This is a genomic window from Sphingopyxis sp. HIX (assembly GCF_001468285.1).
In the GTDB taxonomy this organism is placed as follows: domain Bacteria; phylum Pseudomonadota; class Alphaproteobacteria; order Sphingomonadales; family Sphingomonadaceae; genus Sphingopyxis.
On sequence record NZ_LNSB01000034.1, the window covers coordinates 20,380 to 45,278 of the forward strand.

Here is a 24,899-nt window from a genome sequence, read left to right on the forward strand (position 1 = left end):
GGTTGCGGGGAGCATCACGTTCCGGCAATCCAGAACGGCGCGGGCCGTTCTGGATTGCTGCGTTTTGGACGATACGACCGATGCCGCCGGCATCGACGCAAGGGACTAGCACGCGATGACATTGCGCATGCCCGCCGAATGGGCCCCGCACGACGCCGTCTGGATCGGCTTCCCGCATATGGCCGAGGAATGGTCGGGCCAGATCGACGCCGCGCGGCGCGACGTCGCGGCCTTTGCCAATGCCGTCCACGACGGCGGACGCGGCGAGACCGTGCATCTCCTCGTTCGCGACCATGACAATGCCGATATCGCCGAGGCGCTCGTCGATGCGGGCGTGCAGCTGTTCGTCGCTCCCTTCGGCGATATCTGGCTGCGCGACACGGGCCCGATCATCGTCGGCACGGGCACCCGGCGCGAGGCGCGCAATTTCGACTTCAACTGGTGGGGCAACAAGTTCGTGATGCCCGGCGACCGCGAGATTGGCGCTATTCTCGCTGCACACGCGAGCCTGCCGACGCAGCACCTGGGCTGGGTGCTCGAGGGCGGCGGGATCGACGTCGACGGCACCGGCCTCTGCGTCACGACCGAGGAATGCCTGCTCAACGTCAATCGCAACCCGTCGCTGACGCGCGAAGATATCGCGGCGCGGCTGCGGGAGTCGCTCGGGATCGAGCGGCTGCTGTGGCTCGGCAACGGGCTGGTCGGCGACCATACCGACGGCCATGTCGACAATCTCGCGCGCTTCGTCGGCGAAGGGCGGCTGGCGATCCCGGTCGCGGCGGGCGACGACGATCCCAATGCGGCGATCTACGCCGACGCGCGCGCGCGGACCGAAGCGTTCGGCGGGGTCGAGATCGTCGATCTTCCCTCGCCCGGCCGCGTCGAGATCGATGGCGAGGTCGCGGCGGCGAGCTATATGAACTTCTATATCGGCAACAGCATAGTGGTCGTGCCGACCTATGGCGCCCCCAACGACGCCGCGGCGGTCGAGGCGCTCGCGGCGCTCTTCCCCGGGCGGCGCGCGGTCGGCGTGCCTGCGCTCGGCATCATCGCGGGGGGCGGCAGCTTCCATTGCTCGAGCCAGCAGCTTCCGGCCTAGCATCGCGCGCGACGCCTCTTATATTCGGCTCGAATAAGCTTATCACGGAACCCCGAATGACCCGCACTCTCTCCGTCGCCGCGCTCCAGCTTGCCCTGCCCGGCCCGGTCCAGCCCAATATCGACGCCGTCGCGGCGCTCGTCGAGGAGGCCGCGGCGAAGGGCGCGCAGGTGATCCTGCCCCCCGAACTCTTCGAAGGCCCCTATTTCTGCCAGGTTGAGGATGAGGCGCTGTTCGCCACCGCACGGCCGACGAGCGAGCATCCGAGCGTGCAGGCAATGCAGGCGCTCGCCGCCAAGCTGAAGGTCGCGATCCCGACGAGCTTTTTCGAGCGCGACGGGCATCATTATTACAATACGCTGGCGATGATCGGCCCCGACGGCGGCATCATGGGGACCTACCGCAAATCGCACATCCCCGACGGCCCGGGCTATGAAGAGAAATATTATTTCCGGCCCGGCAACACCGGATTCAAGGCCTGGGACGTCTTCGGCGCGCGGATCGGCGTTGGGGTGTGCTGGGACCAATGGTATCCCGAATGCGCGCGCGCGATGGCGCTGATGGGCGCCGAGGTACTCTTCTATCCGACCGCGATCGGCAGCGAACCCTATGACGCCGAACTCGACACCAGCCGCATGTGGCGCCGCGCGATGCAGGGGCATGCGGTGTCGAACTGCATGCCCGTGGTCGCCGCAAACCGTATCGGCGCCGAGGGCGACGCGAACTTCTATGGCCACAGCTTCATCAGCGACGAATGGGGCGATTTGACACAGGAGTTCGGCGCGAGCGAGAGCGGCGTGCTGGTCGAAACGATCGACCTGGACCGCGCGGCGAAGCATCGCGCGGGCATGGGCTTTTTCCGCGATCGTCGTCCACATCTCTATGGCCGGCTGGTCGAGGATATTTGAGACGTCACCTGAGGCTTTAGGGGCAAGCCATGGAATTACCCGAAGATATTTTCACCGAGCCCGAAGACGTCGACCCCGAGACGCTCGCCAATCTCGGCCCGCTCGCGCGGCTTGCCGGCATCTGGGAGGGCGAGCGCGGGGTCGATATCAACCCCAAGGCCGACGGCCCCGAGACGCGGCAATATTATGAGCGGATCGAGATGCAGCCGATCGATCCGCAGGCCAACGGTCCGCAGCTCTTCTATGGCCTGCGCTATCACCAGCATGTCAACACGCGCGAGGAGGATATCAGCTTCCACGACCAGGTCGGTTACTGGCTGTACGAGCCCGCGACCGGGCTGATCCTGCAGACGCTGGCGATCCCGCGCGGGCAGATCGCGATGGCTTCGGGCCATGCCGAGGCCGATGCGAAACGGCTGGTCGTCGAGGCCGGCCGCGGCGAGACCGAATATGGCATCTGCTCGACGCGCTTCCTCGACCTCGCCTTTCGCACCGACGCCTATCAGCTGACGATCGATTTCCACGACGACGGATCGTGGAGCTATGTCTCCGACACCACATTGGTCGTGAAAGGCCGCGACGCGCCCTTCCTCCACCGCGACCGCAACAGGCTGGTCAGGATCGGCGAGCCCGACCTCAACCCTTGGGCGAAGATCGTGCGCGGTCGTTCAGGTTCGACGACTGCCTAGAAAGCTCCGAGAAAAGCGCGTCCCCTGAAACGGTTAAGGGCGAGCCCCTGTGGACTCGCCCCAAGACCCCGAAAGGGACTCGACCCTTTCATGGCACCGGATCATCCTGCCTAGTTTTTTCATCGAGGCCGTCGTAACATTGACCGATTTTCCCATGAAATGCAATAAAAATCGTGTTTTCCAGACCATTTTCACGGACGATTGTCGCGCTTTATCATGAATCGCGGCGCCTTGATCACATTGGCCGGAAAAGAGGCTTCGGAAAGATTGTCGGACGCCACCCAAAGATAGCGGAACAGCTGTTGCCGGTCGAATTCCATGATCGGCTGGACCGCGATGCCGATGCGCGCGATTGCAATGCGATTGTCCGATATCTTTAGATAATGGCCGATATCGCCCCATACGCGAATGCCGTGATTGAACAGGTCGTCGCTCGCCTGTCCCGCCCAGTCCAGCGTGTTGCGCTGGATGCGCAGCGTGTCGACATTGCCGACGAACAGCGCCATCGGGACATAGACGTCCGCAGCCGGTTTGCGCAGCGACAGGTGGTTGTCGGCGATCGTGACATTGCCCGCTCGGACGATATCCGCACGGCCCGTTTCCGGGTTATGTCCGCTGGCGCCGACATGAACGCCTCGCACAAAACCGAAAGCCTTGTTTCCGCGAATCTGCACCGTGGTCAGCGTCAGGCCGCCGCAGGTGATCGCCTGCCGGGCATAGCTCGGCAAGCGGCTGGTGAAGCGATCGAACCAGCGCTGGGCGCTGGGCAATCTTTCGCGAATCTCGTCATCCGCCGCCATGCGCGCGGCAATCCGGCGTGCGTGGCCGATCAGATCGGCGGCGCTGGTGATGTCGCGCGGCCGCACCTGCTTCATCGCCTTGCTCCAGTCCGACTGGCTGACCGGCGAGCCGAACTCGACCGCATAGGCTCCCGATTTGAGGGAGACCTGGCCGTCGCCCGCACTCGGCTGTTCGCGCTCGGTGCGAGCGCTCGGCTCGCCGATCAGCACCAGCGATCGCTTCACTTCGGGATCGACCGCCGCCATGCGCGCATCGCCGATCCGGCCGCCCATGGTGCGAAGCGCGCGCTTGTACGTCGGCGCGCGATCGGGGTCGGCGACGACGACGTCGCTGACGCGCTTGATATAGCCCTGCATCCCCGCGATCGTCCGGATTTCGTCGGCGCGCGGCGGATCGGCGTCGAACAACAGATTCCATTCCTCCTGCGGCATCGGCGACTCGAAGGTCGCGGTGATGTTCCCGGCGCGAAATTCGCGATTGCCGCCGCCCCTGGCCTCGACCTCGCGCGGTCGCGCGACGAGCAGATCGACGACACGCTTGCGCCAGTCCTTGTCCTCGAGCAGCCGCCCCGGCCGCAACCCCGCCTTGCCGGGCACCACCGCCAGTTCGTTGTCGGCGATCAGGATATGCACCGCATCGGTGACGAGGATGCCGTCCTGCGCCAGGCCGATCGACAGCCGGTTGTGCGTCACATGCACCGAATCGAGCGGCTTTTCGTTCGATCCGCGGATCGCGAGCCCGGTGCGTTCGGCCGCCACGCCGCCGCCGCAGCGCAGCGTCAGTCCCGTCACCTCGACCGTCGGGCAATCGAGGATCGTCACCGGGCCGTGGCGCGATTCGAAATCGTCGAGCGCCCCCGACCCGTCGGGCGCCGAAACCGCCATGTCGCGGATCGTGACGCTGGCGCACCCCTTGAACAACAAGGCGCATTCGGCGCGCCGGGCGATGACGTGCGTTCCCTCGCCCGCGCCGTGGAGCGTCAGATGCCCCTTGTTCGAGATTTCGACGGGGATGTCGGTCTCATAGGTGCCGCGCTGGAAGCAGATCGCGGCATCCTCGCCGTCCCTTATCGATTTCAGTATCTCGGCCCAGTCGCTGCCCTCGGTAACGATGTAGGTCGAGCAGCCGATCTGCGTCTGCCCCGCTAGCTTCTCGATCGCGCCCTGCACCGTGTTCTCGCCGGCCAGCAACGGCGTGTTCGCGGGGTCGAACGAGGTCGCCGCCGCGGTGCTGAGATTGGCGTTGAACTGGATCGGCAGATGCGTCGGCTGGCCCGCGGCGTTGAGCAGCCGCGCGACGACGCGCTGGGTCGGCGTCGCCGCGTCGAGCGACCAGTCGATCCGCGCGACGCCGTCGGCATCGGTCAGCGCGATGCGTTTCTTGACATTGTCGACCACCGGGCCGAGCCGCCCGTCGCCGGCGATGATCTCGAACTCGACGGCGAGCCCAGGCAGCGGCGTCTTGCCGCGGATCACCCCGACGCGCAGCGGCGAGGCGAGCGGCACGCGCGTCGCGGGGGCGAGCGGGTTGGGCATCGCTTCCTGCCCGTCGCCGCCGAGATAGAGGAAGCTGCGCAGCGCGGTGAGCGGCGGGAAGAGGTTGCGGCAGTCGCTGGCGACGGTCCATATCCCGTTTCCGTTGCGCGTCACCAGCGCGAGCGCGGCATAATGATGCGCGATGCCCTTGGCGGGGAGCGCCGCGGGTTTGCCGATCGCGTCCTTAGACGGCCACTCGATCGTCGCGGCGAGCGAGCGCGCGGGAATCTGCCAATGGTCGCCAGTCGCCATGCGCCCGGCGCGGAACTCGACCTCGATCCCCTGCTCGACCGGCACCCAGACATCGGGGACGATGGTGATGGGCAGCCCGCCCTCCCAGCGCCGCACGATGCCCTTTTTCGGGAGGACGGTCAGGTCGGGCGCGCTGCCGTTGGTCAGCGCGGCGAGCGTGTCGGGGTGGCGCACTTCGCCGAGGCTGACGCGGGTACCGTTGATGTCCGATATGCGCGCGAAGAAGCCCGGCAGGCCCTTCAGCCGCCGCGCCTCGTCGAGGATCTCGACCCAGTCGTCCTTCTTGAGCGCGCTCGGCTCGTCGGGGCCGAGGCTGTCGAGGATCAGCGCGCCATTGTCGATATCGGCATAGCGCGCCGCGCCGCCGCCATTGTCGCGCGACCATTTCCAGCGCCCGCCGGCGGGGCCGCCATTGTGGATCTCGACGCGGTAGAGATGGTTTTCGAGGCTGCGATAACCGCCGGTCGCGGGCAGCGCGCAGGGGTCGACGGCCGCGGCCGCGGGATTGGCGCGCGCGCGCATCGCGCCCGTCGCGGCGGGGCCGAAGGGTGACCAGCCGGGCGCGAAGCTGGCGCAGCTGACCGGTGCGGTCACCGCGCCCGCAGCGACCAGATCGGCGGTGCGCGCGAATTTGACCTGCCAGACGAGCTGGTCGCGGATCGCGGTGTCTGGGCCGCCGAACGCGGTCTCGCGGATCAGCGGGTCGTCGGCGGCGGTGATCGGCCGCTCCCACAGGTCGAGATAGGCGAGATAGTCGCCCGCGACGGTGGGGAGATTGTCGCCGGGCAGGAAGGGCTGGCTCTCGGCGCTGCGATAGCGGTCGACCTGCGCGTCGTTGGCGGCCGAGATCGCACCGGACGCCTGAAAGACCTGACGGCCCTCGACATCGTCGAACAGGGTCGCGACGCGCACCGCCTGCGCCGGCGTATTGCCGACGAGCACCAGATAGTCGCCCTCCGCGACGCGCGTGCCGGACTCGACGCGCCAGCGCGTGTTCGCACCGCTCCCCTGGTGGCGAAGCAAGCTCAGGCGGACGGGCGCTGTATGCGATATGCCGATGCCGTCGAGGTAGGCCTGGCCGCCGCCGATCAGCAGCGTCTGGCCGCCCGCCCCGGCGAGGATCGCAAAGCCGGGCGCATCCTCGGGAAAGCCGCTGGCGCCGATCACCGATCGCGTCGTCGTGCGCAGCGCGCTGCGGCCGATATCGCCCTCCTCGTTCCAGTCGGCGTCGGTGAACAGCCGCCCCTGCTGCATCCGGACGGCGCTATAGCCCTTGTCGGGGCGGAAGGTGTCGCGGGTGAAATCGCCAGTCATCGTCTTTGTCCTCAGGTCTGGAACAGGGGCGCCGCCACCAATCCGAACGGCAGATATTCGTCGAGCATGTCGGTCAGGTTCGCGCGGCGGAACGGCGTGCCCGCCGCGAAGCCCGCGCCCATTTCGGCGCCGCCGAACGCGCCCGCCGCGACCGCGCCCGGGCAGGCGAGCGCGAGCTGGCCGAAGGCGCTGGCGGGAAAGGCGCTGGCGGTGAAGATCGGGACCATGCTGCGCGCGATGCGCTGCCGCTCGGGGTCGGACAGCGGCGTCGGCGCTATCGCCTGTTCGGCCTCGGCGATCGCGAGGTCGGGCTGGCAGCGATAGCGGCGCGGGACGCGCGAGGTCAGCGGCGCGTAGCAGAAGCGCACGCAGCCGCGCTGGCGCTGCGCAGCGCGCGTCGTGCCGATCAGCAGGCTGTTCTCGGCCTCGATCGAGCGGATGCTCGCGCGACCGAAGATCGTGCTGCGCGCGATATCGACATCGGCGACCGGCGCGTCGATGACGAGCGGCAGCAGGTCGGGATCGGCCTGGAGGTCGCGGTCCTCGCCGACGATCGAATCGCGGATCGCGAGCCCGCCGCCCGCGGTGCCGAGCGCGAGCGGACCGGTGATGCAATGGTCGACGGTCACGGCAAGGCCGCCGTTTTGCGAGATCACGCGCACGCCCTTGCTGAGCCCCACCGCCGAGGCGCCGATCGTACAGTGGTGGAGCGACAGATTGCCGAGCGTGCCGGCCATGATGGCGACCTCGCCCTCGACCAGCAGCCCGTCGAGGATCAGGCTGCCCGCCTCCTCCTCGGTGCCGGGTTGGATCGCGCGAACCCTGAGGTCGCCGCGGATGTGCGGGCGGCGGTGCGCGAGCGACAGCGCGTCCAGATCGCGCGCAATCACCCCGCCCGCGCGCTCGACCGCGGGCCAGGCGGCGGCGACGATCGCGAGCCGCGCCTCGGCGGGGATGCGCAATATATGCGCGGCGTCGCTGAGGTCCTCGGCATAGCTCGCATTGTCGAGCATCACGATCAGCCCGCGCGTGCCGGTGGCCGCGGCGGCGTTCCAGCGCAGGATCGCCTCGGCGAGCGAGGCGACGACCACGCCGCCCTGCAGCACGTCGTTCGTCTGCTCCTCGCTGCGCGCCGAGACGCCGATCACCCACGGCGCGGGGGCGCCATCGACGAAGAGCGTGTCGTGCCAGGCGGCGAAGCTCGCGGCGCGGTCGTAGGGCCCGCCGCCGAGCGCGAAGGGCGCGGCGAAGGCGCAGCTCGCCTCGACGGGCTTGCCTTCATCGCTCGCGTGCAGCGCGAGGCGGCCGAGTTCGGGGTCGAAGAGGATATGCCCCGCCTGCTGCGGGCGGCGCCATGTCGGGTTGCCGCCGACGGTGCGCGTCGCGAGGTTGCAGCTGTGCAGCCGCTCGGGCGGCACTTCGGCGCCGCCGAGGCGGAGGCGCAGCACGGGCACCTCGTCGAACCAGCGCCCGCCGCCCGGCGCGCCGTCACGCAGGCGATTGAGGTCGCGGTGGAGCAGCCGGCGATCGAGCGGCGCGGGGACCATGCGCATGTCGACGCGCCCCATGATCGAGCGGTCGGCCTTGGGCTGGTTGAACAACGCGCGGTCGGCGCCGAGCGGGTCGAAATGGCGGAAGCCGGGCCCGATCGCCGAAGTCCGCGGGACGATCCCGCCGGTGTAGCCCGCGGGCGCGTTCGAGAGGAAACCCAGCGGATAAGCGTCGAGCCGCCAGACGAAGAGCCCGACGTGCGGGATGGCGTAACGCCCCGAAGCCGTGTCGACGGGGCCCGCCGCGGCGCTGTGGCACGCGTCGCTGAACGCGCCCGCCGACAGGCGCGCGGCCTCGGCATCGCGGATCGACGCGGTGCCGAGCGCGCCGGGGCGGACATGGTTGACGTGCTGGCTCCAGATCAGCCGCTGGAAAAATTCGACCGCGACGACGGGCCAGCCGGTGACGTCGCGCGCGATCTGTTCGATCGCGGCGGCGGTGCCCTTGGCCTGGCGATAGCCCAATGTGTTGGCGACGTAGCTGCGCAGCCCGACTTCGCCCGCGCCGAAGCTGCGCATCGGGCGCGCGCCGATCAGCGCGCCGATATAGGGGATGACCCAGGGCTCGCAGCTTTCGATGAAGAAATTATCGTAGAGCTGGTCGAGGTCGCGCTCGACTATGCCTAGTTCTTCGCCGAGCAGGCCCATCAGCGCTTCGAGCGCCCTGCCCCCTTCGGCGTCGCGGTTGCGCAGATGCTGCGGCAGCAGCTCGATCAGCGGGACGGGCGGGCGGTCATGCACGGGCGGCCTCCACGGTCAGCGCGATGCCGGCATCGAAGATGGTGAGCAGCTCGGCGGCGGCATAATCGTCATCCTCCTCGGGCGGCAGCAGCCGCGCCTGCGCCGCGGGGAGCACGGTGGCGAGGCTGGCCGACGGATCGGGCTCGGCGCCGTCATCGACGAGCGCGAGCAGGTCGAGGTCGACCCCGACGACGCCGGGCACCGCCTGCAGCGCGGCGATGACCTCGGCGGCACTCACCACCTGGCCGATATTGCGGCGGGCGAAGCCGAAGACGTCGAGGAGATGCGCGCGCGCGGCGAGTTCGACATCCTCGGCGCGATGGTCGGGATGGTGGAACAATCGCGCCGCGAGCTGGAAGAAGCGCCGCGCCGCGGGGAGCACGACCATCAGGTGCGAGCGGTCGCGCGCACCGTCGGAAGAGGCCTGGAGATTGTCGATCAGCGGGGAATTGCGTTCGAGAATGGTGTCGCTGGTCCCGGTGATGCTGACGAGCACGATGCGCCGGTCGCCCGACCAGAGCTCGGCCGCGAGCGCCTTGCCCACCCCGGCGAAATTCGCGGCATAGTCGCGATAGTCGATCAGCGACACGATGCGCCCGAGCGTCTTGACGTCGCGCGGCGCGGCGGTGCGGATATCGGCGAGGCTCTCGGGCGGCGCGCTGCCGCTCGCGCGGCTGGGGTTCACCACCGATCGGATGCCGAGCGGACGGGTCTTCAGCTGGATGATCGCCTCGTCGGCGACCTCGCCCGCGAGGCCGATACCCGCGCGGTAGCTGGCGATGATGTTGAGCTGGCCGGTCGGCAGGCGGCTGCCGCGCAGCCCATCGCCGAACTGCACCCAGCTGCTGCCGTCGTCCTCGCCGCGCACGGCATAGACGCGGTCGTCGGGGCCGGCGTCGTAGAGCGTCGGCACCTCGTGCCACAGCAGCCCATCGACGCGGATCGAGAGCGACGAGGCGCGGCCGGTCGGGGTTTCGGCGCTGACATAGGTGAGCGGCGCCTTGGTGAGCTTGAAGCGCTGGAAAATCTGCGCGGCATCGCCCGAACCGAGCTGTTCCTCATAGGCCTCGCCGTGCGTCGCCGCGGCCATGTTGGCGTTCACGGTGACGCTCGGGCGGCGATAGCTGTATTCGGGGCCGCTCTTGAGCAGCAGGCGGGTGAAGCCGCCGATGTGGACGACATCGCTGACCGTCAAAGTCTCGCTCGACGCGAGCCCGTCGGCGTCGCTGCGGTCGCCGGCGATCGAGATCGTCTGGCCGTCGACGAGATCGAGATAGAGCGCATCGAGGTCGATCGCATCGGCGCCTGCCTCGACATCCTCGCGGATCGGCGTGCCCGCGAGCGGCAGCGGCGCGCTGGCGGCGAAGATATGCGCGGTGCGGAACTTGAAATCGTTGAGCGGCGAGGACTCGCTGGCCGTCGGCACATCGACGTCACTGCCGTCGGGATGGCGGAAGATCAGCCCGCTCGCCTTGCCTGTCAGCGCGAAGTCGGCGCGCGACTGGGTCGCGGCGGCGGCGACGCGGAAGACCATCGCCTCGCCCTCGGGGGTCTCGATCGCCGCCCAGCCGTCGGGGACGATCTCCTTGACCTCGCGTTCCAGGAACGCGTGCGCGCCGGTCAGCTGCGTGTTCTGGCTGTCGGTCCAGATCGTCACGCCGCTGCTGCCGTCCCAATCGTTGGCGCCATGGCCATGACCCCGCGGAAGCGCGCCATATTTCGGCGCGGCGTTGCCGAAGAAGCCGCAATCGTCGCGCAGGACATAGAGGCCGGGGATCGCCTCCGATGTCTCTGGGGCGTCGATATCCTTCACGCGGCGAATGAGATGCATCAGCTTGACGCGCGACCAGGACTGGCTGCGGACGAGCGCGGTCAGCGCGGGCCCCGTCCACACCGCCTGGCGGACGTAGCTGCTGACCGTCGCGCTGGTGAAGGCGAGCCGCACGGTGGGCATCGCGATGCGCTTGAAGCGCGGCGAGCGGCGTTTCGGCGCGCCCTTCACGCTGTCGGGCAGACCCCCGCCCTTGCGCGCGACGAGGCGCGTGACGCCGAAATCGCGGTCGTCGGTCGCGCTGACGACGTGCAATGTCGAGGCGGCGACCTTGGGCTTGCCGCCGAGAACGGGAATGACGCCGACGACGACGATGCGCTGGCCGGGCTTCAGGCCCAGGCCGGTACCGCGCAAATAGATTTCGTTGACCGGCAACGCACGCAGCAGCGGTTCGACCTCGTCGTTCAGCGCATGCGCTGCGATCCGCCCTGCCAGCTCCTCAGCAAGATCGGTATCGCCGTCGAGGGGGTAATAGAGTGCAAGCTGATCCACGCTCGTGAACTCGCGCAAGGTCGCGCGGTCGCCCGGGTCGAGCGCATCCTTGTCGAAACTATTGTCGAGGTCGAAGAGATAGATCGCACCATTGTCGGGGTGGTTCGCGTTGGCGGCGTCGTGGAACAGCGCGAGCGGCTGCTGGTAGAGCGTGCGCGCGGGCATCGCATTCCATTCGGCGCGAGCGACGATCGGCTCGACGGTCTCGAACACCTGCGGCAGTTCACCCTTGCGTGTCGGCACCGACATGGCCTGCACGCCGATCGGGATCTCGACCGCGCGATAGGGATCGTCCGACGCCTCGACGGTGAAGGACAGCGACACCGATGCCGCGACCCCGGGCGCGGGCTCGTAGCCGATCATTCGCGCCATTTCGACGAGCGAGCGCCGCTGGGTCGCGGTGCCGAGATAAGCCTCGTTCGCGACGCGCTCGCTGTAGAAGCTCAGCACGTCGAGCGTCGCGGCGAAGCCGTCGAGCAGCGCAATGGTCGGGTCGCTCACCTCGCGGGCGCGCAGCGCCGCGAGCGGGTGGAGTTCGGCCTTGGTTTCGGGGTCGACGACCGTCTGGCGCGGCAAGCGCCACTCCATGCGGTCCATGAACTCGGGATGGGTGCCGATGCGATAGGCGATCGCGGCGAGGCCCGGGCGGTTGTCGGGACGCTTTTCGTCGCGGTCGACCCCGCCGCAGATATTCGCGGGTGTTTTGTGCGCCATGGTCAGCGGCCTCCCGCCATCAGGAAAGCGATGCGCCCGAAATCGGGATAGGTCGGATCATTGTCGAGCCGTGCGACCTCGTTGGGGGCGATCGGGATTTCGGCGTCGTCGGCAAAGTCGAGGTCGGGCTGGTCGAGCCGCCCGAAGCGGCCCTTGACCGCACCCGCGCCGTCGCGCGTGCCGATCCACTGCACGCCGGCGACCTGCATCGCGCGCGCGATAATCGGCGAGAGCAGGATATTGTCGCCGAAGCTGAAGAAGTCGGGATGGAAGAAGCCCGGGCGCCCGTCGCGCATCGTCTTGGCCGAGAAGATGTCGAAGAGGTCGCGCTCGACGTCGCCGGCATAATGGTCGGGGCAGACGCAGACGAAGAGGCGGATGTCGAGCGGGACATAGCGCGGGGCGACGATTTCGACGTCGTGTCCCGCCAGGCGATAGGTCGCTAGATGGCCGCGCAGCGCATTTTCGAACGTCTCGTCGACTGCGCCGCCGCCGCGGCGGTCGATCGCAAGGAAGACGGTGTTCCAGCTGCCCGTCCAGCGGCGTTCGGCATAGGCGCGCTGGACGTCGCCATAGGCCTCCGCCGCGGTGACATAGTCGGCGGGAGTGACGGCGCGGCGAAGTTTACGAAAGTGCCGCGGCGCGGCGACGCGGATCGCGGCGACGGGTTCGCGGTCGCGGCCGCCGGTGGCGGGCAAGGGGTTGCGAAGGCTCGCGATTCCGGCGCCGTCCGACGTGACCACATGCGCGATGGCGTCGGTGCCGATATTGCCGCGGCGGCCGCCGCCGTGGCGGATGCGCGCAGTGAGCGCGGCACCCTCGGTCGGGCGGCGCCCCCCGGCCCCATCGCCAAAGCGGGCGTAGTGGACCTGGTCCGACGCCTCGATGCAGAATTCGGTGGTGAAAGGATCGGCGGCGAGCAGGTCGGGCGCGGCGCGCCAGATATGGCCGTCGCCGTCGATGCGCACCTCAGCCAGCGGCGCGCCGGCGGGCGCGAGCGTCGCGCGCGCGGGCTCGGTCGCGGCGGCGGCGGGGTCGTACGGCACCGCGTGGACGATCGCCTCGCCGCGCAGGCGGAAACGCTTGAGCGCGCCGGGACCGTCGTCGGGGAGCAGCCCGGTGCGCAAGTCATCGCCGACCGCGATGGCATCCTCGAAGGCCTGCTCGGGCTTCAGGCCATAATCGACGCTGCGCCCCTCGTCGGCGAGCAATATATTGCCGCGCGCGACCGCGCCGCCCGCTGCGAGGTTGAGCGGAAAGGCGAGCGCGTCGTCGGCGTGCCATTCGATGCGCACCAGATCCTCGGCCATCACGGCGTCTTCGACGTCGACGGGATCGGCCGACAGGCGGACGAGCTGGCGATGCGCGGGATCGGGCGGATCGCCCGCCTCGCCACCGAAGGGGATGAGCTGTTCGAAGAGGATGAGGTCGCCCTTGGCGACCCCGAGCGCGGCGCGCGTGCCGACGAGGTGCGCCGCGGTCGCGCCCGCGGGCAGGCAGCAGGCCGCATCGCCCCAATCATGCAGCACCATCGCGTTGCGCGCCACGCGGAGCGAACGGAGGTCGTGCAATGTTTCGAAGGTGATGGCGCCCGTACCGATCAGGTCCTCGAAGATTTCGGGGTCGCGCGGCTGGACGGTGGCCAAGGGCGCGGTGAGGTCGGGCGGACGTGTCAGCAACCGCGTCCCGCGTGGCAGGATCGCATCGGCGAGCGGGCCCCGCTCGACGTCGAGCCCCGCGGCGACCGCGACCGCGACGCGCGCGTTGCAGCCCTCCGACGCGCTGTAGCCGAGCAGCCGCGCGTGGCGCAGCACCGACTGGCGGAGCCGCGCGCGCCCGAAAAAGGCCTCGGTCCCCACCGCGTCCTGAAACCAGCTGGTGCGGTCGGCGGCATAAGCGAGCGCCTCGACGAGCGTGACCCCGAGGTCGGCGGGGCTGCGTTCGGTCCAGCCCGGCAGGCTGACCGCCATGCGGTCGAGCATCAGCTGGCGGAAGCTGTCGTAGTCCTTGGCGAGATAGTCGATCGGCGGGCCGAAGGGGCGTGCGGTCCCGGGGCCGTCGGGCGCGGCGCAGTCGAACGCCGAGGGGCATTCGGCCTTGAAGCTGAAATCGAGCGCGGCGAGCATCGGGTCGAGGAAGGGCGGGATCGCGTCGTTGACCGCGCCGAGCCGCACCGACAGCCGGTAGGGCGAATAATCGCCCGCGGCGTCGACGGTGAGCGTCAAGCTGTGCGGCACCGGCCCGGCGGCGACATCGGTGACGCGGATACCGGTGACGCGCGTGCCGCCGTCGATGCGGAAATTGTCGGGGTCGAGCAACGGAACCCCGGCGGCGAGCACGCCGTCGTCGCGGAGGAACGCGAGCGTCAGCAGCCGCTGGCGCAATTCCTTGGTTGGCGCGTCGCGGTCGACCACCTCGAGATAGTCGATGCCGTTGAGCAGCACGCCGCCGCCGGTGTCGATCGCGGCCTCGGCGACGCGCTGGCGGCGGCGCTCGGTGCCGCAATATTGCAGCGCCCCGGTCAAAACACGCGCTCCACGGTGACGAGCCGCTCGCGCGCCTCGTCGAGCGGGCGGTAGCGGACGGTGATCGAGAGCAGGCTGTCCTGCGCTTTCGTTTCGACCCCGCGGACCTCGATCGCGGCCGACAGCCACTGCTGGAGCGCTGCCATCACCATATGCTGCGCCGCGGCTGCGAGTTCGGGGGCGTTTTCGGAAAAGACGAGTTCGTTGACGCCGGCGCCGAAATCGGGGCGGTTGACGCGCTCGCCGCGGCGCGTGAACAGCAATTGCTCGATCATCTCCCTGATATGCGCCTCATGCCCCGCCCCCGCGGTCATGCCGTTCGCGCCGATGCGATAGGGGAAGCCGAAATGGGTCATGTCGCGAGCACCTTCGCCTGGACGTTGGCCCAGATCACCGGGCCCTGCGGCGCCTGTGTCGCGGCGACACCGAGGTCGCCGGGGTTCATCTTGAGCACGGGTTTGCCCTCGACGAGCACTTTGCTCGACGCGCCGGTGAGCATCAGCGTGACGCAGGGCGACGGGGTCGGCGGCGGCAGCTGGAAGGGGCAGCCGGCGACGAGCCCCTTGTCGCCCATCACCATCGGCGGCGCGCCGACGACGAGCACCTTGGTCGCCGACGAGATGAGCGTCGCGGGGATCGCGTGCGGGCATTGGGCGAGCGAGGCCATGGTGACGATCGGGATGGTCATGGCAGCACCTTGAGGTTGGCGCCGTTGATCGACACGCCGTCGATCGCGAGCTTCACGGTGCTGGCACCATGGGTGATCGTCAGGCCGGTGGCGTCGGCCTCGACCTTCGCCGGCCCCATCGCGGTGGTGAGTTCGAGCGCCAGCGTCGGTGCGCCGGGGATGTCGAAGATTTCGAGGCTGAAATTTTCGCCCTTCCACGCCTTGGTCAGGAAACCCACGGGTCCCGGGGGCGCGGGGGTATCGCCCAAATCCCAGAAGCCGCCCGACCAGATCGGATAGTCGGGGTTGCCGCCCTCGAACTCGACCCAGACCTTCGCGCCCATCGGCGGGATGGCGTAGAAACCGACGCTCGGCCCTGCGCCGGGCAGGCACGGCATCGCCCAGGCGAGCTTGCTGTCGCCAAGCACCGAGGGGCAGCTGACCTGGATACGGCCGAGACCCTGGACGTCGGCGGGGTTTTCGACCGTGCCGCGATATTTGCCGTAGAAGGCGGGGCTGCCGTCGGGGAGCCGGGTCATGGCAGCACCAGCGGGGCCATCGGGCCCCGTTCGCCGCGCGCCAGCTTGAACTGCTGCTGATAGCTGCCCGGCTTGATCAGGTGGCGCACTTCGGCGACCTTGTAGAGCCCGCCGTAGCTGAGCCCCGCGCCGCGCAGGAACACCATGTCGCGCGCCTTGAGCGCGGCGTTGTAGCGCGTGGAGTCGATCGTGCCCGACACGGTGAAGGCTTCCTTTGCGCCCTCGTCGACCAGCGCCTGTGCGCGGCCCATCGCCTGCGCGGCGTTGAGCCCCGAGGTCTGGATCGGCTGCTTGCGCGTGTCGCCGAAGCGCGCGACGGTTTCGGGGATGGCGCCGAGCGGCGGGGTGCTGCCGACGAGCGCGACGACGGGGATTTCCTGGCCGCTGATGCGGTCGATGACCGTGGTCTCGACCGAGGTCAGCACCTCGTCGTCCTCGGACGTCGTGACGTCATAGGCGTCGGAGCCCGGCCCCATGTCGACGGTGAGCGTGCGCTGCGGCACGCCTGGCTTGACCGGCGGGCCCCAATAGAGGGTGTTGACGCCGGGGACCGGGCCGGGATCGATATAGGTTTCGTAGCCGTGGCGCGCCGCCATATAGTTCAGATATTGCCAATCGCTGCCGTTCTGGATCGGCACGCGGTCGATCGGGATCGGCGGGTCGATGAACTTGGGCGGCAGCGCCATCGGGATCATCCCGAACTGCGCGTAGGAGACCGCGATCAGCATCGCGATCATCGTCTCGTCCATGGCGGGATGCTCGGTCTGCTTGACCTCCTTGTCGAGTTCCATCGTGAGGTCGCGGCCGTAGAGCGTCAGTACCCCCGACTGCGAGCCGGTGCCGGGCGTATAGCTGCGCTTGGTGACCAGCCCATCGAAGATGACGTAGGGCATCACGTCGAAGATCATCGTCACGATGACGCGGCAGCCGCGCTGCAATTGCGGGTGCATGATCAACGGCGATTCGAGGAAATCGGTGGGGCCGGTGCGACCGGTATTGATCGACAGCTTGAACCCCGATTGCGCGGTCGCCGACAATTTGACCTCGAGGTCGGCGATCGCGCTCATCACGTCGGCGGGCGCGGGCAAGGCGACCGGGCTGGGCCCGATCAGCAGGTTGAGGCGTACGCCGAGGAGGTTGCCGAGCAGGCTCATCCGATCGTCTTTCCGGTGCCGGGGAGCGGGATGACGAAGCTGTCGCCGGGACCGCCGGGGAGCGCGGCGGGGTCGACGATGCGGTTGGCATCGGCCACCATCCACCAGGCGGTCGGTGCGCCGAGATGACGCCAAGCGATGAGGTCGAGCCGGTCACCGTCGGTGGTGCGATGCTGCGTCGCGACCGTCGTATCGGCGGGATCGGGCAGCAGCCGCGGCGCGACATAACGCACGCTCACCCCGTCGCCGCGGTCGGCCACCAGTTGCGGCTGGTTCGCGTAACGGCTGGTGAGCGTGAACATCGTCCGCTATCCCTTTCAGAACAAAGCTACATCGCCGCCGGCCATCTTACCGACATTGTCGACGCTGGCGACGGTCGCGAGCACTTCCTTGACCACCTGATGCGCCATGAAGGCCCAGAAGCCGGGGTGGGTGACCGACAGGTCGTTGTAGGTGAGCACCTTCATCGACACCGACACGTCGGCGCGGATCGGGTTGAGGTCGGAATCGTGCATCGTCTCGGTGATCGACAGGCTCTCGATCTTCACCGGCACGACGCGTTTCCAGCCGTAGATGAAGAGGGTGAGCGGCGCCGCGGGCGGGATCACCTCCATCGTGCCGATCTGCAGCAGGATCTGGTTGGCGGCGACGAGCAAGGACTTGGGATAGACGAGCATCTCGAGCGCGGCGAGATAGCCGGTGATCCCCGCCCCGAGCGGCCCGGCATCGCCGCGTTCCATCTGGTCGATGAGGTCGAGCGTCAGGTTGGCGCTGATCGTCTCGGTCGGCGGCCCCGCGAGCCGAAGCGCCTCGGCCTTCCCCCCGCCGGCCTCCGAATATTGCGGCGCGAGGCTGCGCGAAATCTGCTCGGGATTATATTGGAAGATCGCCACCGAGGCGAGCGGGTTGAAGATGTCGAGGCCGACGATGGCGCCCTTGATCGTCTTCGGAGAGCCGGTGAAATTGGTCATGGGTGGCCTCCCCCGCACACGGTGTCGTTCCACCAGACATTGTGGGCGGCGCCGGTGCCATAGGCGGGCGCGATGCCATAGCTGCTGCCCACCGGATGCCCCATGATGTTCTGGATCAGCGCGTAGAGGACGCCGAGATTGAAGCAGCGCGGGTCGCAATGGTCGCCCGCCGTCTTGTCGCGCTGGAAATGCGTCGTGATCTCCGGGAAGACGCGCGCCTGGAGCGCGGCGCGGAGATAAACGGCCATGACGCCGCGATATTGGTCGGTGCTATAGGGCGCCAGGGGAACCAGCGGCCTCTTCTTGGTCGCCTTGGTCAGGCAATCGGAGCCGGCGTCCTGGACGATCTCCATATTGGTGTGGGTGCCGATCCGGCCGCGGCGCGCGGCGGTCAGCCCCGCCATCGCGGCGCAGGCCGAGGTCAGCGCCGCGGGGTTCGCCGTGTCCGCCGAAATATTGGCGGCGTTGGCGGGGGTGAGCATGTCGCAGATGTCTTCCATCGCCCACGCGGCCGCGGAAAAGACCTTGCCCTTGCTCGCGTCGAGCGACTTGATCGCCTTGGCGCGCTCCTTCTTGGCTTCCTTGGCGCTCGAACCCTGCGCGCGCATCACGCCGTCGAGCGCGCTTTCGCGCACGTCGCGCGCGGTGGCTTTCCAGATCGCGCGATAGCCGGCCTCGCGGTCGGCCTCTTTCATGATGTCCTCACCCTTTTCGAACTCGCTGGCGGTCGGGCGACGCGGGCCGAACATCGGGTCGTGCGCGACGGTCGGCGACCCCGTCTTCGGCGCATAGGCGCCCGCGCCCTCGCCCGACGACCGGCGCCCGAAACCCGCGACCTCGGCTATGCGCTTGTCGCTGACCAGCGAGGCGGTGTCGTGGAGGACGAAGGTCGCGCCGTTGATTGCCGGCGTGATGCGTGTCGGCGACTTGGCGCCCGACGCCGCCTCGGCCTTGGCGATGTCGCCGTCGGTCAGCGTCCGCCCCGCCATGTTGACGCCGGCTTCGGGGGTCTTCGCCTCCTCCGCGGCCTTCTTGGCGGCAGCGCGGCGCGCTTCCTCGCTCTGTTTCGCCTCGTGCAGGCCCTCGGCGATGCGGACGTCGCCGAGCGCCTGGCGCATAACCCGCGGCGCACCGAGCGGGCCGGGCGCGGTCTGCTGCATCACATGCGCGAGCTCGTGCGCCATGGTGAAGCCGGGCACGGGCGTCTCGCCGGCGCCGAGCCAGATGTGGTTCTTGTAAGTGAAGGCACGCGCCGCGATGCTGGCGCTCTTCGCCGCCGCGTCGTCGCCGCTGTGCACACGGACCTCGCCGAGGTCGCGGCCGGTACGCGCCTCGAAGAAGCCCCGCGTCGGGGCGGGCAGCGTGGTCCCGCCGCTGGTGAGCTGGGTATCCGAGGCGGCGATCGTCTCGCGCCCGGCGTCGCCGCCATCCTTGCGCTGGACCGCGGGGACCGCGGCGAGCGAGGCGACGAGCGGCGCGGCCTCGCGCGGCGGCAGCGCCCGGCGTCGCACCACCGGCGCGGCGGCGGGCATCTCGCGGATCCGCCGCGCGGCGCGCGCGCGGGTCATGGCTGGCCTCCGCGATCGGGCGCGGCCCAGAAGCGGCCCAGCGCCTCGCGCGGGCCGAACATCGGGAAGTCAGCGCCGTGGCGGTCGTCGAGCGCGACGAGCCAGGCGCGCACCGCCGCGCGTTCGGGCACCGACAAAAGCGCGACACGCCGGACGAACGCCCGCTGCATGGCATCGTCGGCGCCGAAGAGGCCGCCCGCCGCGCCTTCGCCGAGAAAGCCCGGTTCGAGCGCCTCGAAATCGCGCTCGAGATCGGCCATGGCTTCGGCATCGCCCGCGTCTTCGGGCGTCAGGCAGGTCAGGAGCATCGAGGTCAGCGCGCCGCATTCGGCATAATGCGCCAGCGAGGCGGTCATGGCGGCGGGCAGGAGAAAGGCGAAGCCGGCGGGCGTCGCGAGCGCCAGCGCGATCGCATTGCCGCAGAGCGCCTGCCACGGGATATCCGCCCATCCGCCGGGGCGCGCGAAGCCGGAGAACCGGTCCTGATCGAGCTCGGGCGACGCGACCGCGAACAGCGGGTCGCCCGGCGCGAGCCCACGACCGGCGAAGGCCTCTGCAATCTCGGCAAGGGCGGCGTCGCGGCGATCCATCACCGCCCTCCCGCCGCTGCCGCGGCCGCCGCCGGCGCGCCGAAGATCAGCACCCGCGCCGCGACCCATTCGAGCGCGCCGATGATGGGAATGAGGACATCGTCGGCGATGCCCACCAGCGTCGCGTCATCGGCGAGAAGCGCGATGATCGCGATCGTCCCGGCCGCGACGATCGTGCCGGCCATGCCCGGATTTTCCGCGAGCAGCCGTTCGGCCGCCGCGAAAGCATCTTCGCCGCTATTCGCGACCTGACGCGCCCATTCGGCGATGATCTCCCAGGTCGAGCGCGCCGGGACCGGAACCGGGGCGGGCGTCGTATTCGGAACCGGCACCGGCGTCCGGTTATTTTCCGGCACCGGCACCCGGCGTTCCTCGGGCACGGTGCGCCGCTCCGGAACGGGGATCGGTCGCGTGCGCCGTTCGCATTTTGCCCGGAACAGCGCCATGCAATTCGCCTGCGCCCGCCGCGCGTCGCGCTCGGCGATGCGGTGGCCGGCGTCACCCCCGGCATAGCAGATATCGTTGATCCGCTTCCGGCTCTGGGCGCACATCTGGTTGTTCCGGATCTTCTGGCGGAGACGGCCGCAGGAATCGCCCTCGCTGCAAGCGCGGCCCAGGCGATGGTCGCACCAGAATTTGACCTGCCGTTGCATGGCGTCGTGCGAGGCCTGGTCGCAGTTGCCGGGCGGCAGCAGCAGCCGCTGGATCGTCGCGCGCGAAACCGAAGCCGACCCGGGGCCCAGCGGCCCCGGCGCGGTCTGCTGCATCACATGGGCGAGTTCGTGCGCCATGGTGAAGCTGGGCGCGGCGCTCTCGCCCGCGCCCAGCCAGACATGGTTCTTGTAGGTGAAGGCGCGCGCCGAGATGCTGGCGTTGCGCGCCGCCGAATCGCTGCCGCTGTGGATGCGCACGTCGCCGAGGTCGCGGCCCATGCGGCTTTCGAAAAAGCCGCGCGTCGCGGCGGGCAGTTCGGAGCCGCCGCGCGTCAGGTCGGCGTCGGACGCCGCGATTGTCTCCGCGCCGCCATCGCGGCGGGCGCGGACGGTGGCGCCGCTCTTCCCGCCAGGGTCGGCTCGACGCCGCGCGCGCGGTTCCTCGGGCGACGAACAGGCACCGCATGCGCGCTGGACGCTTTCGCCCGCGGGTGTCGCTTCGGCATCGGGCGCGGGCATCGCCATCACCTTCGCAGCGATGCTGTCGGCCTCCTGCTCGTAGCGGTCGCCGGCGGGTCCGACCTCGAGCCGCGGCTGGACTGCGCTTTCCTCGTCCTTTGCCTCGCACGCCGCGCAGGCACGCTGCGGCAAAGGCGCGGCGGCGGTCGCGGTCAGCCGGCGCTGGATCGCCGATTCCTTCGGCTCCTCCTGTTCGCAGCTCGCACACTCACGCTGCACCATCGCTGTCGCAGGGATCGCGGCAAGCGACGCAAGCGGCGGCGCGGCGTGATGCGACGGGGGCGCGCTCTTGCGCATCACCGATGGCGCGGCTTTCGCGCTCGCCCTTTTTGCGGCGGTGGCGTGCAGCCCGCTCATCGCCCGCCCCCCGTCAGCCGCGCGCCGATCGCCTGCCCCGCGGCATGGCCGAGCGCGGCGGGCCCCTGCCCCGGCGCGATCATCAAGGACAGGCGCGGGTGATCGCCCGCGAGCAGCGCGGCGTCTGTGCCCGCCAGCCGGGACTCGAGTGCCACCGCCAAGGCCCGCCGCACCGCCGCCGCGTCGCCGGGCGCGACGCCGACGAGCGTCAGCTTGTCGATGGTCAGCCGGATGCGCGACGAGGCGGTCATAGCGCCCAGCCCTTGAGCTCGGCGCTCGTCAGCGAGCGCCCGCTCTTTTCATATTCGAGGCGGGCCGCGGCGAGGATATGGCCCATGCCGACGTCCTGCCCGCGGTCGGCGGCGGTGAAGGCCGCGGCCATCGCGACGTTGCGGATCGAGCCGCCCGCGAGGTTGAGCTGCGCCAGCCGCGCGAAATCGAGCTCGGCCTTCGGCGTGTCCTTGGGGAAGATGCGCTGCCAGATCTCGGTACGCTCGGCGACGCCGGGAAAGTCGAAATCGATGATGAAGCGGATGCGGCGGAGGAAGGCGGTGTCGATGTTCGAGCGGAAATTGGTCGTCAGGATCGACAGGCCGCGATATTCCTCGAGCCGCTGGAGCAGGTAGCTGACCTCGATATTGGCGTGGCGGTCGCGGCTCTCGTTGATCTCGCCGCGCTTGCCGAACAAGGCATCGGCCTCGTCGAACTGGAGTATCGCCGAGCCTTCCTCGGCGGCGTCGAAGACGCGGCGGAGGTTCTTCTCGGTCTCGCCGATCCATTTCGACACCATCGACGACAGGTCGATGCGATAGACGTCGAGCCCCAGCGCGGCGCCCAGCGTCTCGCCCGCGAGCGTCTTGCCCGCGCCCGAGGGGCCCGAGAAAAGCGCGCTGACCCCGAGCCCGCGCCCGCCGCTGCGCTTTTCGAAACCCCAGCTTTCGTAAACGGTCGCGCGGTTGCGCACCTGTGCGACGATCGCCTTCAGGACATCCTTCTGGTTCGGCGGCAGCACGAGGTCGTCCCACTTCGCCTCGCCGTCGATGCGGCGCGCAAGATCCTCCATGCGCGGGCGCGCGAAGCGGCGTGCGGCGTCCCAGGCGATGTCGCCCAGCGTCGGCTGGCCCTTCTTCGGTTTCGCTGCCTTGGCGGGATCGGGCGCCAGGATCGCGAGTTCGGCGGCGACGCTGTCGGCGAGTTCGGGCGACACGGGGAAATGGCCCGCGAGCTTCTCGATCGTGCCGTTGAGTTTCTTGGCATAGGGGCCGAGGCGGTCGCGCCACACCGGCACCTGTTCCTTCGCGGTCATGCGCGGCATGTCGAGGCGCACCGTCGGCGCCTGGCCGAGCAGCACCGCGTCGGGCGCGGCGACGATCAGCGGCAGGCGCAGCAGCTCGGCGAAGAGCGCGAGCGCCGCGGGCTCGCCACGCGTCGCATCGACGAACAGCGCGCCGCCGGTGAGGATCAGGTCGCGGCGCCACAGCTGCGCGAGGCGCGCGATGTCCGACGGCGCGGCGGGCAGCATCGCGGCGCTGATCGCGTAGAGCGGGCGCTTCGAAGGCGCGAGCGCGGCCGCCGCCGCCTGTTCCTTGCCGAGCGGGTCGGCGCCGCACAGCTGGAGCGTCATGCCGGGTTCGCCCTCGACGCGCAGCCTGATCGCCTGGGCGAGCTTCGCGCGCGAGGGCGAGAGGTCGGCGGGCGCCGCGACGGGCCGCGCCTGCAGTGCGAGCTCCTCGGCGAGCGAGGGCGCGTCGACGAGCGCGAGCAGCACGGGTTCGGCGAGCGCGAAGGGCGCCGAGCCCAGCCCCTCGCCGCCGTCGATGCGGATCAGCCCGTCGGCGCGCAGCGGATCGTCGGCGCCGAGCGCGGTCCAGTTGGCGCCGGGCAATTTGACGAGCGCGAGCCCCAGCGAGGGCGCGGTGCGGCGCGGGTCGCCGTGGAGCTCGGCGATGCGCCGCCCCGCGGCGGGATCGAGCGCCGCCCACGCGCCGAGCAGCAGCAAATTGCGCCCGAAACCGTCGAGCCCGAAGCGCGCGGCGATATCGTCGGCGCGCGTCTTCGGCGGCGCACCCTCCTTGTCGTCGAGCCAGCCGGCGACGGTCGGGAGGGCATCGGCGAGCGGCCGCAATTTCACGGCTCCGCTCATGACAGGTCGACCAGTGGGCCGGTGATGCGGCCGAATTCGGGCTGGGTCGGGTCGGTCCCGACCTCGGGCTGCGAGGCGAAACCGTCGACGTCGACGCGCGCGAGATAGTCGCCGGTGGGGAGGTCGACGACCGCAAAGTCGAGCTGGCTCGCCGGGAAAGCGGCAGGCGCCTCGGCCTCGATCGCGGCATTGCCGAGCTGGCCGGGACCGAAGGCGTTGAGTAGCAGGCTCGCCGACTGGCCGGCCTGCAGCGGCGGGTCGATGTCGACGGTCACCGTGCCCGACCGCAGCCCCGGACCGCTGCCCGCGACGGTCGCGGCGGCGATGTTGGTCATCACCGGCAGGATCGCGAAGGCGGCGACATTCGAGCCACGGCGGAGGCGTTCGGGCATCGACGCGTCGGTCGGGGCCGCGACGACCTCGAGCTGGTGCGCGCCGGCCTTGGGCACAGTGCCGCCGAACAAGGCGGCGTCGAGCATCAGCGCAAGGCCGTCGCCGACGATCGCATCCTCGGCGAGCGGCAACGCCTCGCCGTCGATGCGCAGGCTGTTGCCGAAGCGCGCGATGCCGCTGCCGGTCAGGTGCAGCGTCGCGCCCCACGGCGCCGGACCCCATTGACCGGGCGCGGGGCCGGCGCTGCGGATCTGCAGCGGGCCCATCGGCGCGGCATAGATTTCGGGGGTCGCCACGGGCAGCGCCGGACCGGGATCGTCCTGCGTCTCGATCGCCACGCCGCGCACCACGTAGGAAGCGGACAGCGCATAGGGGACCTGGAAGAAGACCGACCAGAGCTTCGACCAGTCCTCGAGCGTCGGCTGGTCGGGGCCGAGCGCGATCGGACGGCCCTCGCCTGCGAGATCGGCGCCATTCAGCGCGGGCTGGTTTGCGGTGTCGCTGCTTGCCGCTTCGATCGCCGCGACCGACAGGCCGGGTGCATGTTCGAGCGCGAGCGCGACCGCGCCGAAGAGCCGCTCGGGCTCGAACTTGGCGGGGTCGCCGTAGAAGCTGAGCACATAATGGAGGTCGAGGCTGAGCTTCGCGCGCGCGCGCTGGGTGCCGCTGCCTTCGCGTGTCGGGAAATGGTCGTTGCGGTGCGCGGTGCTCGGCAGGACGCGGAAGAGGAAGAGGTTGACCACCGGCTTGCCGTCGTCGGCGAGCTTGGCGACGGGCGCGCCGATGCGCACGTCGGCCTGGGCAACGGCCTGGTTCGCCGCGTCCTGGAGGATATGTTCGAGCGTCGCGGTGACGACCGCGAGCGAGCGGAAATTGCTCATCGATCATTCCCCT

19 protein-coding genes are annotated in these 24,899 nt (G+C 69.6%); 3 read left to right on the forward strand and 16 right to left on the reverse strand.

The window, feature by feature from the left end:
* Window positions 1–115: 115 nt before the first annotated feature.
* Genes ATE62_RS15865 through ATE62_RS15875 form a run of 3 tightly spaced genes read left to right on the forward strand, consistent with a single transcriptional unit; the run spans window position 116 to window position 2,696 of the window.
* On the forward strand, window positions 116–1,099 hold the full coding sequence (locus ATE62_RS15865) for an agmatine deiminase family protein (protein ID WP_058809729.1): 984 nt from the start codon (window positions 116–118) through the stop codon (window positions 1,097–1,099).
* Window positions 1,100–1,155: 56 nt separating this feature from the next.
* Complete coding sequence (aguB, locus tag ATE62_RS15870) at window positions 1,156–2,007, forward strand: N-carbamoylputrescine amidase (protein WP_058809730.1); 852 nt, start codon at window positions 1,156–1,158, stop codon at window positions 2,005–2,007.
* A gap of 29 nt (window positions 2,008–2,036) precedes the next feature.
* A complete protein-coding gene (locus tag ATE62_RS15875; protein WP_058809731.1) occupies window positions 2,037–2,696 on the forward strand; it encodes an FABP family protein in 660 nt (219 codons plus the stop codon).
* A gap of 191 nt (window positions 2,697–2,887) precedes the next feature.
* Here the strand turns inward: ATE62_RS15875 and ATE62_RS15880 are convergent, their stop codons facing one another.
* The 16 genes from ATE62_RS15880 to ATE62_RS15955 are packed head-to-tail and all read right to left on the reverse strand — an operon-like array spanning window position 2,888 to window position 24,886.
* On the reverse strand, window positions 2,888–6,598 hold the full coding sequence (locus tag ATE62_RS15880) for a DUF6519 domain-containing protein (protein ID WP_058809732.1): 3,711 nt from the start codon (window positions 6,596–6,598) through the stop codon (window positions 2,888–2,890).
* A gap of 11 nt (window positions 6,599–6,609) precedes the next feature.
* A complete protein-coding gene (locus ATE62_RS15885) occupies window positions 6,610–8,889 on the reverse strand; it encodes a hypothetical protein (protein WP_058809733.1) in 2,280 nt (759 codons plus the stop codon).
* Window positions 8,882–11,926: a putative baseplate assembly protein gene (locus ATE62_RS15890; RefSeq protein ID WP_058809734.1), complete on the reverse strand. Its 3,045-nt coding sequence runs from the start codon at window positions 11,924–11,926 to the stop codon at window positions 8,882–8,884. The genes ATE62_RS15885 and ATE62_RS15890 overlap by 8 nt, the downstream gene beginning before the upstream one ends.
* A gap of 2 nt (window positions 11,927–11,928) precedes the next feature.
* Window positions 11,929–14,451, reverse strand: coding sequence for a baseplate J/gp47 family protein (locus tag ATE62_RS15895; protein ID WP_058809735.1), 2,523 nt, complete (start codon window positions 14,449–14,451; stop codon window positions 11,929–11,931).
* Entirely contained in the window at window positions 14,448–14,807 is a 360-nt protein-coding gene (locus ATE62_RS15900) for a GPW/gp25 family protein (RefSeq protein ID WP_058809736.1), read from the reverse strand. The genes ATE62_RS15895 and ATE62_RS15900 overlap by 4 nt, the downstream gene beginning before the upstream one ends.
* Window positions 14,804–15,139 carry a hypothetical protein gene (locus ATE62_RS15905; protein WP_058809737.1) on the reverse strand — a complete coding sequence of 112 codons (336 nt, stop codon included), beginning with the start codon at window positions 15,137–15,139 and terminating at the stop codon, window positions 14,804–14,806. Before ATE62_RS15905 ends, ATE62_RS15900 begins: the two co-directional genes overlap by 4 nt.
* Window positions 15,136–15,657: a phage baseplate assembly protein V gene (locus tag ATE62_RS15910; protein WP_058809738.1), complete on the reverse strand. Its 522-nt coding sequence runs from the start codon at window positions 15,655–15,657 to the stop codon at window positions 15,136–15,138. The genes ATE62_RS15905 and ATE62_RS15910 overlap by 4 nt, the downstream gene beginning before the upstream one ends.
* Window positions 15,654–16,811: a hypothetical protein gene (locus ATE62_RS15915; protein WP_058809739.1), complete on the reverse strand. Its 1,158-nt coding sequence runs from the start codon at window positions 16,809–16,811 to the stop codon at window positions 15,654–15,656. The genes ATE62_RS15910 and ATE62_RS15915 overlap by 4 nt, the downstream gene beginning before the upstream one ends.
* On the reverse strand, window positions 16,808–17,113 hold the full coding sequence (locus ATE62_RS15920; protein WP_058809740.1) for a hypothetical protein: 306 nt from the start codon (window positions 17,111–17,113) through the stop codon (window positions 16,808–16,810). Before ATE62_RS15920 ends, ATE62_RS15915 begins: the two co-directional genes overlap by 4 nt.
* Before the next feature lie 15 nt (window positions 17,114–17,128).
* On the reverse strand, window positions 17,129–17,782 hold the full coding sequence (locus ATE62_RS15925; protein WP_058809741.1) for a hypothetical protein: 654 nt from the start codon (window positions 17,780–17,782) through the stop codon (window positions 17,129–17,131).
* Entirely contained in the window at window positions 17,779–19,350 is a 1,572-nt protein-coding gene (locus ATE62_RS15930) for an eCIS core domain-containing protein (RefSeq protein ID WP_058809742.1), read from the reverse strand. The genes ATE62_RS15925 and ATE62_RS15930 overlap by 4 nt, the downstream gene beginning before the upstream one ends.
* Entirely contained in the window at window positions 19,347–19,940 is a 594-nt protein-coding gene (locus ATE62_RS15935) for a hypothetical protein (RefSeq protein WP_058818558.1), read from the reverse strand. Before ATE62_RS15935 ends, ATE62_RS15930 begins: the two co-directional genes overlap by 4 nt.
* Complete coding sequence (locus ATE62_RS15940; RefSeq protein ID WP_058809744.1) at window positions 19,940–21,469, reverse strand: eCIS core domain-containing protein; 1,530 nt, start codon at window positions 21,467–21,469, stop codon at window positions 19,940–19,942. The genes ATE62_RS15935 and ATE62_RS15940 overlap by 1 nt, the downstream gene beginning before the upstream one ends.
* The gene (locus ATE62_RS15945; RefSeq protein ID WP_058809745.1) at window positions 21,466–21,720 is read right to left on the reverse strand and encodes a hypothetical protein; all 255 of its coding nucleotides are present in this window, start codon (window positions 21,718–21,720) and stop codon (window positions 21,466–21,468) included. The genes ATE62_RS15940 and ATE62_RS15945 overlap by 4 nt, the downstream gene beginning before the upstream one ends.
* Window positions 21,717–23,612: an ATP-binding protein gene (locus ATE62_RS15950; protein WP_058809746.1), complete on the reverse strand. Its 1,896-nt coding sequence runs from the start codon at window positions 23,610–23,612 to the stop codon at window positions 21,717–21,719. The genes ATE62_RS15945 and ATE62_RS15950 overlap by 4 nt, the downstream gene beginning before the upstream one ends.
* On the reverse strand, window positions 23,609–24,886 hold the full coding sequence (locus tag ATE62_RS15955; RefSeq protein WP_058809747.1) for a DUF4255 domain-containing protein: 1,278 nt from the start codon (window positions 24,884–24,886) through the stop codon (window positions 23,609–23,611). Before ATE62_RS15955 ends, ATE62_RS15950 begins: the two co-directional genes overlap by 4 nt.
* Between the last annotated feature and the right edge of the window lie 13 nt (window positions 24,887–24,899).